The sequence below is a fragment of the Nocardioides cremeus genome, assembly GCF_030518195.1.
Classification (GTDB): Bacteria; Actinomycetota; Actinomycetes; order Propionibacteriales; family Nocardioidaceae; genus Nocardioides; species Nocardioides cremeus.
Window position 1 is genome coordinate 1 of record NZ_JAULSC010000027.1, and the last position, 12,735, is coordinate 12,735.

Below are 12,735 nucleotides of genomic sequence, written 5' to 3' on the forward strand. Positions count from 1 at the left end.
ATCGACGAGCAGGGCTTCGTCACCCTCGACCAGGGCAGCCCCGAGGTGCACCTGGGCGCCCTGGCGCCGCAGATCGAGAACGCCGTCGACGCGGTCGTCAACGACAAGTGGGGCGCCGAGCTCGGCGCCGAGCCCGGCAACGCGCTGCTGGTCTCCACCGGCATCACCGCCCCCGACAAGGTGGTCAAGCCGCTGACCCGGCTGCTGCCGCGGCAGACCTCGGTGCAGCGTCTCGACTCGGTGGCCCGCTTCGGCCTCGACATCAACGCCAAGCAGACGGCCTTCGTGGTCGGCTCGGTCTCCTCGGCCGTCGGCGTCTTCAACTACACCGTCCTCGGCGGCGGCCGGATCGCGCCCGAGCCGGCCTGGGTGCGTGCCAACATCACCACCGCCCAGGTGCCGATCCTCGGCTCGGTCACCTGCAACAAGGCGATCATGCCCCAGCTCACCGCGGCGCTGCGCGAGGTCGTCGAGACGGGGCTGGCCGACGAGATCAACCCCGCCGAGTACGCCGGCTGCTACTACCCGCGCTTCATCGCCGGCTCCACGACGCTGTCCAACCACTCCTTCGGGCTCGCCCTCGACCTGAACACCCCCGGCAACCAGCGCGGCACCGTCGGCGAGATGGACCGCACCGTGGTGGCCATCTTCAAGAGGTGGGGCTTCGGCTGGGGCGGCGACTGGCGCTTCACCGACCCGATGCACTTCGAGGCCGTGCGCATCGTCGACGTGCGCTGAACGCGCGGGGCCTCAGGCCAGCACTGCGGCGACCTCGGCCGCGATGCGCGCCATCGTGGTGCGTGCCCGGACCGGATCCTCGGTCAGGAAGTAGTGGTCGGCCCCCGGCGTGACGTCGTGCCACACCTCGATGCCGGCCTCGCGCAGCCGCACCGCGTAGTCGTCGCCATCGCGGCGCAGCGTGTCGCGCTCGGCGGTGAGCACCAGCGCCCGGGGCAGCCCGGCCAGCGAGGGCGCCAGCAGCGGTGAGGCGTAGGCCTCGGTGCGGGTCGCCGGGTCGGGGAAGTACGCCGCGCGCACCAGCGCCCGCAGCGACGGCGAGATGGTGCCCGGGCCGCCCCGGGGCACCTCGGTGGCCAGGTCGAGCGCCGGCACGCCCAGCACCTGCAGGCGCGGGGTGAACGAGTCGGTGTCGCGCGCCATCAGGCAGACGGCGGCCGCCATCCCGCCGCCGGAGGAGAAGCCGCCCACCGAGACCGGCGCCGAGGCGGCGGCCCGGGCCGCGACGTCGTGGGACTGCTCCTGGGCGCGCGGGTAGACGGCGTACGGCGCGGCGGTGAAGTCGACGTTGAGCACCCGCACGCCCGCGGTGGCGGCCAGGTAGCGGCACCACCAGTCGTCCATGGCCGGGTGCCGCATCAGCCACGCCCCGCCGTGCAGGTGCACGTGGGCCGGGGCGTCGTCGCGACCCCGCAGGGCCGGCGGGGCGTACTCGCGCACGGGCACCGGCCCGTGCCGGGTGGGCACCCGCAGCCGGCGGGGCCGGGGCAGGTCTGAGCCGGCGAAGCGCAGGTCCTCGCCGTAGCGCACCGCGAAGCGGGCGCCGGCATGGATCAGCATCGCCTGGAGACGTTGGGCGGGTCGCACAACGGACCTTCGGACCTGCGGCCCGACCGGATGGCTACGGTGGCCACATGCGAGCAGTCCAGGTCATCGACACCACCGGTCCCGAGCACCTCCAGGTCAACGACGTCGCCGAGCCGACCCCCGGCGCCGACGACGTGCTGGTGGAGGTGCACGCCGTCGGCACGTCCTTCCCGGACCTGCTGCTGAGCCGCGGGGAGTACCAGATGCGGCCCGAGCCGCCCTTCACCCTCGGCGTCGACTTCGCCGGCGTCGTGGTGCAGGGCCCCGAGGGCCGCGCCGACCTCGCCCCCGGCACCCGCGTCGCCGGGGTCGCGCCCTACGGCGCCGCCGCCGAGCTGGTCGTCAACCCCGCCGTCTCCACCTTCGCGCTGCCTGACTCGCTGAGCCTCGAGGAGGGCGCGGCGCTGCCGATGAACTACCTGACCGCCCAGTTCGCGCTCGCCGAGCGCGGCGGGCTGAAGAAGGGCGAGACCGTGCTGGTGCACGGCGCCGCCGGCGGCGTCGGCACCGCCACCATCCAGGTCGCCAAGGGGTACGGCGCCCGCACCATCGCGGTCTGCTCCACCGAGGCCAAGTGCCAGGTCGCCCGCGACGCCGGCGCCGACGAGGCCGTGCTCATCGACGGGTTCAAGGACGCCGCCAAGGAGCTCACCGGCGGCGTCGGGGTCGACATCGTCATGGACGTCGTGGGCGGCGACGTCTTCACCGACTCGCTGCGCGTGCTCGCCCCGCAGGGCCGGCTGCTCGTGGTCGGCTTCGCCGCCGGGCAGGGCATCCCCGAGGTCAAGGTCAACCGGCTGCTGCTCAACAACATCGACGTGCGCGGCGTCGGCTGGGGCGCCTACGCCATGATGCGCCCCGGCTTCATGGAGCAGCAGTGGGCCGAGCTGGTGCCGATGATGGAGGCCGGCACGATCCGCCCGCCCGTGGGTGCGACGTACGACATCGAGGACTTCGGCAGGGCGCTGCTCGACCTCGACCAGCGCCGCACGCTGGGCAAGGGCGTCGTGCGGATGCGCTGACGCGCACCCGCCCGTCGCCCAGCCCAGGTAGGCCCAGTCAGCCCAGGGGGCGCAGCGGGTGGATGGCCACGTCGCCGGCCAGCGCGGGGCCGAGGACCTTGAAGACCTCGGCCATGTGCGGCGTCTTCATGTGGGCGTCCATGGCCTCCTGGCTGGCCCACTCCTCGACCATCACGAAGGTGCCCGGGGCGGCGTTGGACTCGAAGCAGTCGTAGGCCACGCAGCCCTCCTCCTGCTGGGTCGCGGCGACCAGGTCGCGCAGGCCCGCGCGCACCGCCTCGGCGTGCTCGGGGGCGGTGGGGATGGTCGCGACGACACGCAGGTGCTGGCTCATGGTGGCGAACCTATCGGCCCTCGCTGCCCGGCGACAGGGACGCACCCGCGATGATGGGCCCGTGGACGAGCACACGCTGGACCCCGAGGAGCGGCTGCGCCGCGCCGGCCACGTCATCCTCGACGGCGTGGTCGCCGCCGAGGCCGACCCCGACGTGCTGCCCGGCGGGCCGAACCCCGTCGAGCTGGCCTTCGGCCACCTGCTCGAGATTGGTGCCGTCGAGCTGAAGATGGACGAGGAAGGTGACGAGCTCGAGCTCGACATCTCGCCGCTGATGGGCGGCGTCATGCTCGTCGTACGTCGCCTGGTCGCCGAGCTCGCCGCCCGCGACCAGGTCGACCCGGAGAGCGTGGTGATGTCGGTGCGCGCCGCCATCGACCAGGCCGCCGGCTGAGCCCGCCCCTGGGCAGCAGGCCCGGCGCACCCGGCCACCCTGGCAGGGGAGAGCACGGCGGTTAGGGTCGTGGGGTGAGCATCCTCGACGACGCCCGCCCGGGCATGGACCCCGACACCCGCCCCCAGGACGACCTCTTCGGCCACGTCAACGGGCGCTGGCTGGAGGAGACCGAGATCCCCTCCGACCGCTCGAGCTGGGGCCCGTTCGTGCAGCTGGCCGACGCGGCCGAGGCGCAGGTGCGCGACATCATCACCGACCTCGCCGCCCTGGCCACCGCCCCCGACCAGGAGGCGCCCGACGAGGACGCCCGCAAGATCGGCGACCTCTTCGCCTCCTTCATGGACACCGAGGCGATCGACGCCAAGGGCATCGAGCCGGTGCAGCCGCTGCTGGACGCGGCCGCCGGCCTGCGCGACGTGCGCGACCTCGCGGCGTTCCTCGGCGAGTTCGAGCGGATCGGCGGCCACGGCCTCTTCGGCTCCTACGTCGACACCGACGACAAGCAGTCCGACCGCTACCTCTTCCACCTGGTCCAGGGCGGGCTCGGGCTGCCCGACGAGTCCTACTACCGCGACGACAAGCACGCCGAGACCCGCGAGAAGTACGTCGCCTACCTGACCCGGCTGCTGGGCCTGGCCGACCACGCCGACCCCGAGGGCGCGGCGCGCACCATCCTGGCCATCGACACCCGCCTGGCCGCCGGCCACTGGGAGCGCGCGGCGACCCGCGACGTGCAGAAGACCTACAACCTGCGCACCCTGGCCGAGCTGCAGGAGATGTGCCCCGGCTTCGACTTCGAGGTCTACGTCACCAACCTCACCGCCTCGACGCGCACCGCGGCCGACGTGCTGGGCGAGGTCTGTGTGCGGCAGCCGTCGTACTTCGAGCACCTCTCCACGGTGCTGGAGGAGGTGCCGGTCGAGCAGTGGCGCGACTGGCTGGCCTCCCACGTGCTGCGTGCCACCGCGGCGTACCTGCCCGACGCGTTCGTCGAGACCAACTTCGACTTCTACGGCCGCACCCTGTCGGGCACCCCCGAGCTGCGGGCGCGCTGGAAGCGCGGCGTGGCGCTGGTCGAGGGCGCGCTGGGCGAGGCGGTCGGCCGGGTCTACGTCGAGCGGCACTTCCCGCCGCGCTCGAAGCAGATGATGGACGACCTGGTCGCCAACCTGCTGGCCGCCTACCGGGTTTCGATCTCGCGCCTGGACTGGATGACCGAGGAGACCAAGGAGCGCGCCTACGAGAAGCTGGCGACCTTCCGGCCCAAGATCGGCTACCCCGAGACGTTCCGCGACTACTCCGCCCTGCAGGTGCGCCAGGACGACCTGATGGGCAACGTGGCGGCCGCCTCGGCGTTCGAGACCGACCGCCAGATCGCCAAGATCGGCTCGCCCGTCGACCGCGACGAGTGGTTCATGCTGCCGCAGACCGTCAACGCCTACTACAACCCCGGCACCAACGAGATCTGCTTCCCGGCCGGCATCCTGCAGGCGCCGTTCTTCAGCCCCGACGCGCACCCGGCCGAGAACTACGGCGGCATCGGCGCGGTCATCGGCCACGAGATCGGGCACGGCTTCGACGACCAGGGCGCGCAGTACGACGGCGCCGGCAACCTCAACGACTGGTGGACCGCCGACGACAAGGCCGCCTTCGAGGTGAAGTCGAAGGCGCTGATCGCCCAGTACGACGAGTTCGAGCCGCGGGCGCTGCCCGGCGAGAAGGTCAACGGCGCGCTGACCGTCGGCGAGAACATCGGCGACCTCGGCGGGCTGACCATCGCCCACGAGGCCTACCTGATCTCCACCGACGGGCAGGCCTCGGTCGAGGAGCGCCGCACGCTGTTCACCAACTGGGCCTACGTGTGGCGCACCAAGCGCCGCAAGGAGCAGGAGGCGCAGTACCTCACCATCGACCCGCACTCCCCGCCGGAGTTCCGCGCCAACATCGTGCGCAACCTCGACGAGTTCCACGAGGTCTTCGAGACCCGCGAGGGCGACGGGCTGTGGCTCGACCCGGGCCAGCGGGTGCGGATCTGGTAGCAGCCCGTCGGTGCCGTCCACAGGCGGGGGACGGGCGCTGCGGGTCGTCGGTGCGCGCTGGTAGACAGGCGCCATGACCTCCCCCCCAGCGAGCCCGGCAGCGACCCCCGCTCCCACCGTCGACCGCGCCGAGGCGCGCGAGTCGGCCGAGGCGCATCTGCGGGCGCTGGTGGGTCGCGACGACGCGGTGCTGCGCGAGGACCAGTGGTCGGCGATCGAGGCGCTGGCCGTCGACCGGCGCCGCGCCCTGGTCGTGCAGCGCACCGGCTGGGGCAAGTCGGCGGTCTACTTCGTGGCCACCCTGCTGCTGCGCGAGCGCGGCGCCGGCCCCACGGTGATCGTCAGCCCGCTGCTGGCGCTGATGCGCAACCAGATCCAGGCCGCCGAGCGCGCCGGCATCCGCGCGGTGACCATCAACTCCACCAACATCGGTGACTGGGAGCCGATCCACGAGGCCATCCAGGCCGGTGAGGTCGACGTGCTGCTGGTCAGCCCCGAGCGGCTCAACAACCCCGGGTTCCGCGACGAGGTGCTGCCGCGCCTGGCGGCGACCTGCGGCCTGCTGGTGGTCGACGAGGCGCACTGCATCTCCGACTGGGGCCACGACTTCCGCCCCGACTACCGCCGCATCCGCACCCTGCTCGACGACCTCACCGAGGGCATCCCGGTGCTGGCTACCACCGCCACCGCCAACCAGCGCGTCACCGAGGACGTCCAGCAGCAGCTGGGCCGCGACGTGCTGGTGCTGCGCGGCTCTCTGGACCGCGAGTCGCTGCGCCTGGGGGTGGTGCACCTCAAGACCGCCGACCAGCGCCTGGCGTGGCTGGCCGACCACCTGGCCGAGCAGCCCGGGTCGGGCATCGTCTACTGCCTCACCGTCGCCGCCACCCAGGAGGTCGCCGACTACCTGCGCAGCCGCGGCCACGAGGTGGCGGCGTACTCGGGGCAGACCGAGACCACCGAGCGCCAGGCGCTCGAGGGCGACCTGGCCGCCGGCCGGGTCAAGGCGCTGGTGGCGACCTCCGCGCTCGGGATGGGCTTCGACGCCAGCCTCGGGTTCGTGGTCAACCTGGGCGCGCCGAGCTCGCCGGTGGCCTACTACCAGCAGGTCGGGCGTGCCGGGCGTGGCCTCGACGCCCGCAGCGAGTCGGCCACCGTGGTGCTGCTGCCGGCGGTGGAGGACCGCGACATCTGGGCCTACTTCGCGTCCCTGGCCTTCCCCCGCGAGGAGCAGGTGCGCGAGACGCTGGCGGTGCTCGCCGAGGAGGGCCGCCCGATGAGCACCGCCGCGCTCGAGACCCGCGTCGAGCTCAACCGCACCCGCCTCGAGACGATGCTCAAGGTGCTCGACGTCGACGGCGCCGTACGCCGCGTGCGCGGCGGGTGGGAGTCCACGGGCCGGGAGTGGACCTACGACGAGCCGCGCTACCGCCGGGTCGCGGAGGCCCGCCAGCGCGAGCAGGACGCGATGCTGGAGTACCTGCGCACCGACCAGTGCCGGATGCTCTACCTGCGCGACCAGCTCGACGACCCCGAGGCGCAGCCCTGCGGTCGCTGCGACAACTGCGGCGGGCTGCAGCTCTCGACCGACGTCTCCGCGGCTGCCATCGAGGAGGCGCAGGCCCGCCTGGCCCGCCCCGGCGTCCCGGTGGCCCCGCGCAAGATGTGGCCGACCGGCATGGACCGCCTCGGCGTCCAGCTCAAGGGCAAGATCTCCGACGGCGCCGCCGAGGAGGGCCGGGCCGTGGCGCGGCTGACCGACCTGGGTTACGGCCAGGCGCTGCGCGAGCTCTTCCGCGAGGGCCCTGACGGGGTGGCCGACGTGCCGGTGCCGGTGCCGCTGGTGCAGGCCGTGATCGAGGTGCTCAACGACTGGCGCCCGCAGGTCGACGCGATCGTCTCGGTCGAGTCGGTGCGCCGCGGCGAGCTGGTCGACAGCCTGGCCGACGGGCTCTCCCGCTACCTCCAGGCGCCGCTGCTGGGCCGGTGGGCGGTGGTCGACCCCGACGTCGCGCCCGGCCAGGGGTCGATGAACTCCGCCCAGCGCGTGGCCGCCGTCGGCCGCCGCTTCGACCTGCACGCCGACCCCGGGTCGCTGGAGGGCCGCTCGGTGCTGCTGGTCGACGACCTCACCAACACAGGCTGGACCCTCACCATGGCCGCGCGGGCGATCCGCCGCGCCGGGGCCGTCGCCGTACGCCCGCTGGTGCTGGGCGTCTCCGGCTGAGCGCCAGCTGCCGCGGGACGTCATACGACTGGCGCGAGGGGACGTCCCGCCCGTACGACGTCTCGCGGGCGGGGGCCTAGGGTCGACCCATGCGCTTCGGGCTGACGATCCTGACCGACCTGCCGTGGGCCGAGGCCGGACCGCGGTGGCGGGCCGCGGAGGAGATGGGCTTCGACCACGCCTGGACCTACGACCACCTGGTGTGGGGCGGGCTGCCGGAGAGCCCGTGGACGGGTGCGGTGCCGACCCTGGCCGCGGCCGCGGCGACGACGCAGCGGATCGGGCTGGGCACCCTGGTGACCGCGCCGAACTTCCGGCACCCCTACCCGTTCCTGCGCGACGTGCAGGCCCTCGAGGGCATCGCCGACGGGCGGGTGCTGCTGGGCCTCGGCGTCGGCGGCGACCGCGACTCCGAGGTGCTCGGGGGCGAGGCGCTGAGCACCCGCGAGCGGGTCGACCGGTTCCAGGAGTTCGTCACCCTGCTGGCCCGGTTGCGCGACGAGGACCACGTCGACGCCGACGGCCGCTGGTTCGCCACCCGCGACGCGCGCACGCTGCCGCCGCTGCGGCGTACGCCGTTCCTGGTCGCGGCCAACGGCCCCCGGTCGCTGCGCTTCTCGGCGCGGGCGGGCGACGGGTGGGTGACCACCGGGCCGCACGCCGAGACCACGCTCGAGGGCTGGTACGACGGCCTGGCCCGCGCCCGCGACACCTACGAGGAGGCGCTGGTCGCCGCCGGGCGCGAGCCCGCCGAGCTGCCCCGCTACCTGCTCGCCGACACCGGTCGCGTGGGGCCGGCCGGCTTCGCGCTCGCGAGCCTCGGGGCCTTCGAGGACATGGCCGGCCGGGCCGCCGAGCTGGGGTTCACCGACCTCGTCACGCACTGGCCGCGCACGGAGCAGCCCTACGCCGGCGACGAGCGGGTGCTCGAGCAGGTCGCCGACGCCCTGCCGCGTCTCCGCGGCTGACCGGCTCCCCGATCAGCGGGGAACTGGCGCCGGCTCGCGAGGAAGTGGCGCCGGCTCGCGGGCTCAGCCTTCGCCGGCCACCAGCACCTCGATGGCCTGGGACCGGTCGAGGCGGTCGCGGACGTCGACGGGCACGTCCTCGAGCATCCGGTAGGCGGTGAAGAAGGCGTCGAGCTCGTCGAGGAAGGCGGGCGGCAGGTCGCCGAGGTCGTGCAGGTGGTCGGCGTGGTGGTCGGTCTCGGGCACCACGATCAGCTTGGTCTCCGCGATGTCCCCGACCTGCAGCGAGAAGGCGCCGATGACGCGGCAGCGCATGTGAACGCCAGGGAAGGTCGCCTCCTCCAGCAGCACCAGCGCGTCGAGGGCGTCGCCGTCCTCGCCCGCCGAGCCGATGACGTAGCCGTAGTCGCCGGGGAAGCCGGCCGGGCCGCCCAGGCGGCGGTCGAACCAGATCTCGCCGTTCTCGGAGGCCTCGTACTTGTTGCGGCTGCCGCGGGGGATCTCCACCACCACGTCGCAGCGGCCGTCGCGGTGGAGCTGGTCGCGGTCCTGGTCAGTGCTCATCTCGCCGACGCTAGCCGGGAGCCGGCCCGGGCGACTCACCCGTGGATGGCACCCACCGGCGCCGGTCCGGGAGTAGCGTCACGCCATGTCGTCCCGGGGCTCGCGCCGTCTCCTCGCCGTCCTGCTCGGACCGGTCGTGCTGCTGGGCGCAGCGTCCTGCGCCGACGACGACCCGTCGTCCGCGCCCGGCGGCGACCCGACCGCGGTCGTCGCCACCGAGCGGGCCCTGGCCGCCGCGGTCGAGACGCACCTGGGCCGCGAGGCGGTCGCGGCGGCGCCGCTGTTCCGCGGCGACGGTCTGCCCCGCGGGGCGGTGGGCGTCGAGCTCTCCTTCGACCGGCCGGTGGGTGACCACACCCACGTGCGCGTGGTGGTCTCACCGCCCGGGGCCGACCCCGACGCGAAGCAGCTCAGGACCTGCCGGACGCAGCCGAAGACGTGGGAGTGCGAGCAGGACGTCGTCGGGGCGACGTCGTACGTGCTGCTGCGCGAGGCCGGCTACGCCGGGGAGGACCCGGGCTTCGTCGGGGCGGTGGGTCGCCGCGACGGGGTCGTGGTGCTGGCCACCGCCTACGGCCCCTTCGTGCCGCCCGCAGGCGGCGAGAGCGAGGCCGAGGCCGACGACGTGGCGCAGAGCGAGGAGCTCGCCGACCTGCTGCGCGCGGTCGTGACGGACCCCGCGGTGGGGCTGCGCACCAGCGAGCACTACGAGGAGGCCGGGGCCTCGATCGAGGACGACAGGTGGCTGGACTGGTACGGCCAGGGCAACGGGGCGAGCGAGCCCGAGGGCTACCGCCCCACCTGAGCGATCGTCGAATCAGGGTCAAGAGCGCTCTTCAACTACCCTTCCGCGACGTGAGAGCCGGACGTCCCCGCAGCCCCCGCACCCGTCTGGTCCTCGGCGGGCTGCTCGTCGCCGCCCTGGTGGCGCTGCCGCTGGTCGCCGAGCCGGTCGCCGACCCCGCGAGCGCCGACGACGGCACGCCCCCGGTCGCGGCCGAGGGCATACGCCCGCTGCCGCAGGTGCGCCGGGCCGCGGCGCCCGACGCGCCCAACATCATCCTGATCACCACCGACGACCAGACGCTCGACGACCTGCGCCACATGCCGCAGACCCGCAAGAAGCTGGGCCAGCAGGGTGCGGTCTTCAAGGACATGATCTCGCCGCACCCGTTGTGCTGCCCTGCTCGGGCCGAGATCCTCAGCGGCCAGTACGCCCAGAACAACGGCGTGCACTCCAACGGCGGCGAGTGGGGCGGCTACATGGCGCTGCGCGAGCCCGACAACACCCTGCAGCGCTGGCTCTACGAGGCCGGCTACCACACCGCCGTCGTCGGCAAGTTCATCAACTACTGGTTCCCCGAGACCCAGGCCGTGCCGCTGGGCTGGGAGTGGTTCGACGCCTCGGCGAAGAACTCCTTCGGCTACTACGACTTCGACATGTTCACCAACGGCGAGCGCACCCGCTACGACGACGGCGAGTCCTACTCCACGACGTACACCACCGAGCGCACCGTGCAGCTCGTCGAGGACTGGAGCGCCGGGCGCGACCCGCTGCGCGACGGCGCGCCGGGCGAGGACAAGCCGTTCTTCATCTGGACCTCCTACTACGCCCCCCACGGCGAGTGCGGCGAGGGCTCCTGCAAGGTCGGTCCCGCCCCCGAGCGGCGCTACCGCGACCTCTACCCAGGGGCGAAGCCGCCCAGCTTCGCCAAGGCGTCGTACGACGCCCGGCTCGACGACCCCAACCCGCACATCAAGGGCAAGGCGGTGCTCGACCGCGCGCGCATCGCGCAGCTCCACCGCCAGCGCATCCAGTCGCTGCGCAGCGTCGACGACGGCGTGACCGCGATCGTGCGCGCCCTGCGCGCCGCCGGCGAGCTCGACGACACCGTCGTCATGTTCACCTCCGACAACGGCTACCTGCTCGGCGAGCACCGCTACCTGGGCAAGACGCTGGCCTACGAGGAGGCGCTGCGGGTGCCGCTGCTGGTGCGCGGTCCGGGCATCGAGCGGCGGACCAAGGTCAAGGAGCCGGTCACCACCGTCGACCTCGCCTCGACCGTCGTCGACCTGGCCGGCGCGACCCCGGGCCGCACCCTCGACGGGCGCAGCCTCGCCGGGGCAGCCCGCGGCCAGGGCCGGCTGCGCGCCGACACGGTGCTGGTGCAGGCCGGCGCGCGCTCGGCCCGCGCGGGCACCGGGCCCTGGATGTTCCGCGGCGTGCGCACCGACCGCTACACGCTCACGAAGTGGCGCAAGCGCTCCGGGCGCGTCCACATCGACCTCTTCGACCGCCTCCGTGACCCCGAGCAGGTCGACAACCTGGCCGGCAGCCGGCGCTACCGCCCGGTGCGCCAGGAGCTGAAGCAGCGGCTGCGCGCCCTCGACGGGTGCGCGGGCAGCGACTGCTTCCAGCGGTTCGGGCCGGTGCCCGCGCCGCGTCGCCGCTGAGGCGCCGCCCGCGTCGGCCCACGCCTCGACCCGCCGGCCTCAGCCCGGTCGGGCCTCGCCCGTCGACCGGGCCCGGGCCTGGCCGGGCGTCTCACCGCGCCAGCGCCGGAACGCCCGCGTGAAGGCGGTCTCGTCGGAGTAGCCCAGGCGCAGCGCCACGTCGGAGACCCGCTCGCCCCGCTCGAGGGCACGCACGGCGAGCTGCTCGAGGGTGCGCTCGCGCACGGCCGAGAAGCTCAGCCCGCGCTCGGCGAGCAGCCGGTTGAGGTGCCGGCCGCTGTGGGCCAGGTGCTCGGCGACCCGCTCGCGCCCCCACTCGGGGTGGGCCAGCACCACCTCGCGCACCCGCACCGCGAGGTCCTGCTCGCCGAGCCGGGCCAGGGTGCGGTCGGCCAGCTCGCGCAGGTGGTCGCGCAGCGCCGCGTTGGCCTGCACCAGCGGCAGGTCGAGCTGGGCCGCCTCGAGCACCAGCGCGTGGCCGGCGGCGTCGAAGCGCACCGGCACGCCGAGCACGGCGGCGTGCGCCGGCTCGGCGCCGGGCGCCGGGTGCGCCAGCTCGAGCGCGACCGGGGCGACGTGCCCGCCGGTGGCCCAGCGCGCCAGGTGCAGCAGCGTGGTCAGCGCCGCCTCGGTGCGCTCCAGCGGTCGTACGCCGAAGTCGTGGTCGAACTCGACCCGCACCAGCGGCCCGTCCCGGTGCAGGGCGAAGGCCCCGGGGCCGATCACCGGCGCGTAGGCCGTCAGCTCCTCCAGCGCCTCGCCGAGCGTCGCGCAGGTCACCAGCAGCATCCCTGCGCTGTCGAGGTGCCCGACCTGCATCCGCAGACCCAGCCGCAGCCCCGCCAGCGGGTCGGCGGCGCCGGCGCAGTACTCCTCCCACAGCTCGTCCTGCCAGGCCAGCGGCACCCGCTCGGCGCCGCGCAGCCGGGCGACCAGCGCCTCGTCGAGGGCGATCCCGGTCTCCTGCGCGGCCTGCAGCAGCGCGTGCGCGTACTGCGCCGTCACCTCGCGTCCGGGCCTGGGGTCCATGGCCCGATCATCTCGCGTGCGTCCCGGATTGCCGACCGGCCCGTCCCGAAGGGCCGGGCGCGGAGTCGGCGCCCGCTCCTAGGGTGACGTGGGTCA

The 12,735-nt window shown here is 74.1% G+C and carries 12 protein-coding genes; 8 read left to right on the forward strand and 4 right to left on the reverse strand.

What is annotated here, in order from left to right:
- Nucleotides 1–738, forward strand: a 738-nt coding sequence (locus QWJ41_RS18815; RefSeq protein WP_302710026.1) for a M15 family metallopeptidase, incomplete at its 5' end; no start/stop codon positions are given.
- Between the two features lie 12 nt (nt 739–750).
- Here QWJ41_RS18815 and QWJ41_RS18820 read toward each other — a convergent pair.
- Nucleotides 751–1,578 (reverse strand): alpha/beta hydrolase fold domain-containing protein, encoded by an 828-nt coding sequence (locus QWJ41_RS18820; protein WP_302710027.1) that lies wholly within the window; start codon nt 1,576–1,578, stop codon nt 751–753.
- Between the two features lie 74 nt (nt 1,579–1,652).
- Here QWJ41_RS18820 and QWJ41_RS18825 point away from each other — a divergent pair, with 74 nt between their 5' ends.
- Nucleotides 1,653–2,627: an NADPH:quinone oxidoreductase family protein gene (locus QWJ41_RS18825; RefSeq protein WP_302710029.1), complete on the forward strand. Its 975-nt coding sequence runs from the start codon at nt 1,653–1,655 to the stop codon at nt 2,625–2,627.
- Between the two features lie 37 nt (nt 2,628–2,664).
- Here the strand turns inward: QWJ41_RS18825 and QWJ41_RS18830 are convergent, their stop codons facing one another.
- Complete coding sequence (locus QWJ41_RS18830) at nt 2,665–2,961, reverse strand: putative quinol monooxygenase (RefSeq protein WP_302710030.1); 297 nt, start codon at nt 2,959–2,961, stop codon at nt 2,665–2,667.
- Nucleotides 2,962–3,022: 61 nt separating this feature from the next.
- On the opposite strand from QWJ41_RS18830, the gene QWJ41_RS18835 reads away from it, so the two are divergent.
- The 4 genes from QWJ41_RS18835 (at nt 3,023) to QWJ41_RS18850 (ending at nt 8,592) form a co-directional block, all read left to right on the forward strand.
- Nucleotides 3,023–3,355: a hypothetical protein gene (locus tag QWJ41_RS18835; RefSeq protein WP_302710031.1), complete on the forward strand. Its 333-nt coding sequence runs from the start codon at nt 3,023–3,025 to the stop codon at nt 3,353–3,355.
- 74 nt (nt 3,356–3,429) lie between these two features.
- A complete protein-coding gene (locus tag QWJ41_RS18840) occupies nt 3,430–5,397 on the forward strand; it encodes a M13 family metallopeptidase (protein ID WP_302710032.1) in 1,968 nt (655 codons plus the stop codon).
- Between the two features lie 73 nt (nt 5,398–5,470).
- On the forward strand, nt 5,471–7,624 hold the full coding sequence (locus QWJ41_RS18845) for a RecQ family ATP-dependent DNA helicase (RefSeq protein ID WP_302710033.1): 2,154 nt from the start codon (nt 5,471–5,473) through the stop codon (nt 7,622–7,624).
- Between the two features lie 89 nt (nt 7,625–7,713).
- On the forward strand, nt 7,714–8,592 hold the full coding sequence (locus tag QWJ41_RS18850) for an LLM class flavin-dependent oxidoreductase (RefSeq protein ID WP_302710034.1): 879 nt from the start codon (nt 7,714–7,716) through the stop codon (nt 8,590–8,592).
- Nucleotides 8,593–8,655: 63 nt separating this feature from the next.
- Here the strand turns inward: QWJ41_RS18850 and QWJ41_RS18855 are convergent, their stop codons facing one another.
- On the reverse strand, nt 8,656–9,156 hold the full coding sequence (locus QWJ41_RS18855; protein ID WP_302710036.1) for an inorganic diphosphatase: 501 nt from the start codon (nt 9,154–9,156) through the stop codon (nt 8,656–8,658).
- A gap of 85 nt (nt 9,157–9,241) precedes the next feature.
- Between QWJ41_RS18855 and QWJ41_RS18860 the strand changes: the two genes are divergently transcribed.
- Together QWJ41_RS18860 and QWJ41_RS18865 are read left to right on the forward strand one after the other, a co-directional pair.
- Entirely contained in the window at nt 9,242–9,961 is a 720-nt protein-coding gene (locus QWJ41_RS18860) for a hypothetical protein (protein ID WP_302710037.1), read from the forward strand.
- 50 nt (nt 9,962–10,011) lie between these two features.
- A complete protein-coding gene (locus tag QWJ41_RS18865; protein ID WP_302710038.1) occupies nt 10,012–11,610 on the forward strand; it encodes a sulfatase family protein in 1,599 nt (532 codons plus the stop codon).
- A gap of 39 nt (nt 11,611–11,649) precedes the next feature.
- Here QWJ41_RS18865 and QWJ41_RS18870 read toward each other — a convergent pair whose 3' ends face one another.
- Entirely contained in the window at nt 11,650–12,639 is a 990-nt protein-coding gene (locus QWJ41_RS18870; RefSeq protein ID WP_302710039.1) for an AraC family transcriptional regulator, read from the reverse strand.
- Nucleotides 12,640–12,735 lie beyond the last annotated feature (96 nt).

Excerpts from the sequence above, each read along its gene's own strand:
- QWJ41_RS18820 (WP_302710027.1), bottom strand. The coding sequence starts at position 1,578 with ATGCTGATCCATGCCGGCGCCCGCTTCGCGGTGCGCTACGGCGAGGAC.
- QWJ41_RS18825 (WP_302710029.1), top strand. The coding sequence starts at position 1,653 with ATGCGAGCAGTCCAGGTCATCGACACCACCGGTCCCGAGCACCTCCAG.
- QWJ41_RS18830 (WP_302710030.1), bottom strand. The coding sequence starts at position 2,961 with ATGAGCCAGCACCTGCGTGTCGTCGCGACCATCCCCACCGCCCCCGAG.
- QWJ41_RS18845 (WP_302710033.1), top strand. The coding sequence starts at position 5,471 with ATGACCTCCCCCCCAGCGAGCCCGGCAGCGACCCCCGCTCCCACCGTC.
- QWJ41_RS18850 (WP_302710034.1), top strand. The coding sequence starts at position 7,714 with ATGCGCTTCGGGCTGACGATCCTGACCGACCTGCCGTGGGCCGAGGCC.
- QWJ41_RS18855 (WP_302710036.1), bottom strand. The coding sequence starts at position 9,156 with ATGAGCACTGACCAGGACCGCGACCAGCTCCACCGCGACGGCCGCTGC.
- QWJ41_RS18860 (WP_302710037.1), top strand. The coding sequence starts at position 9,242 with ATGTCGTCCCGGGGCTCGCGCCGTCTCCTCGCCGTCCTGCTCGGACCG.
- QWJ41_RS18870 (WP_302710039.1), bottom strand. The coding sequence starts at position 12,639 with ATGGACCCCAGGCCCGGACGCGAGGTGACGGCGCAGTACGCGCACGCG.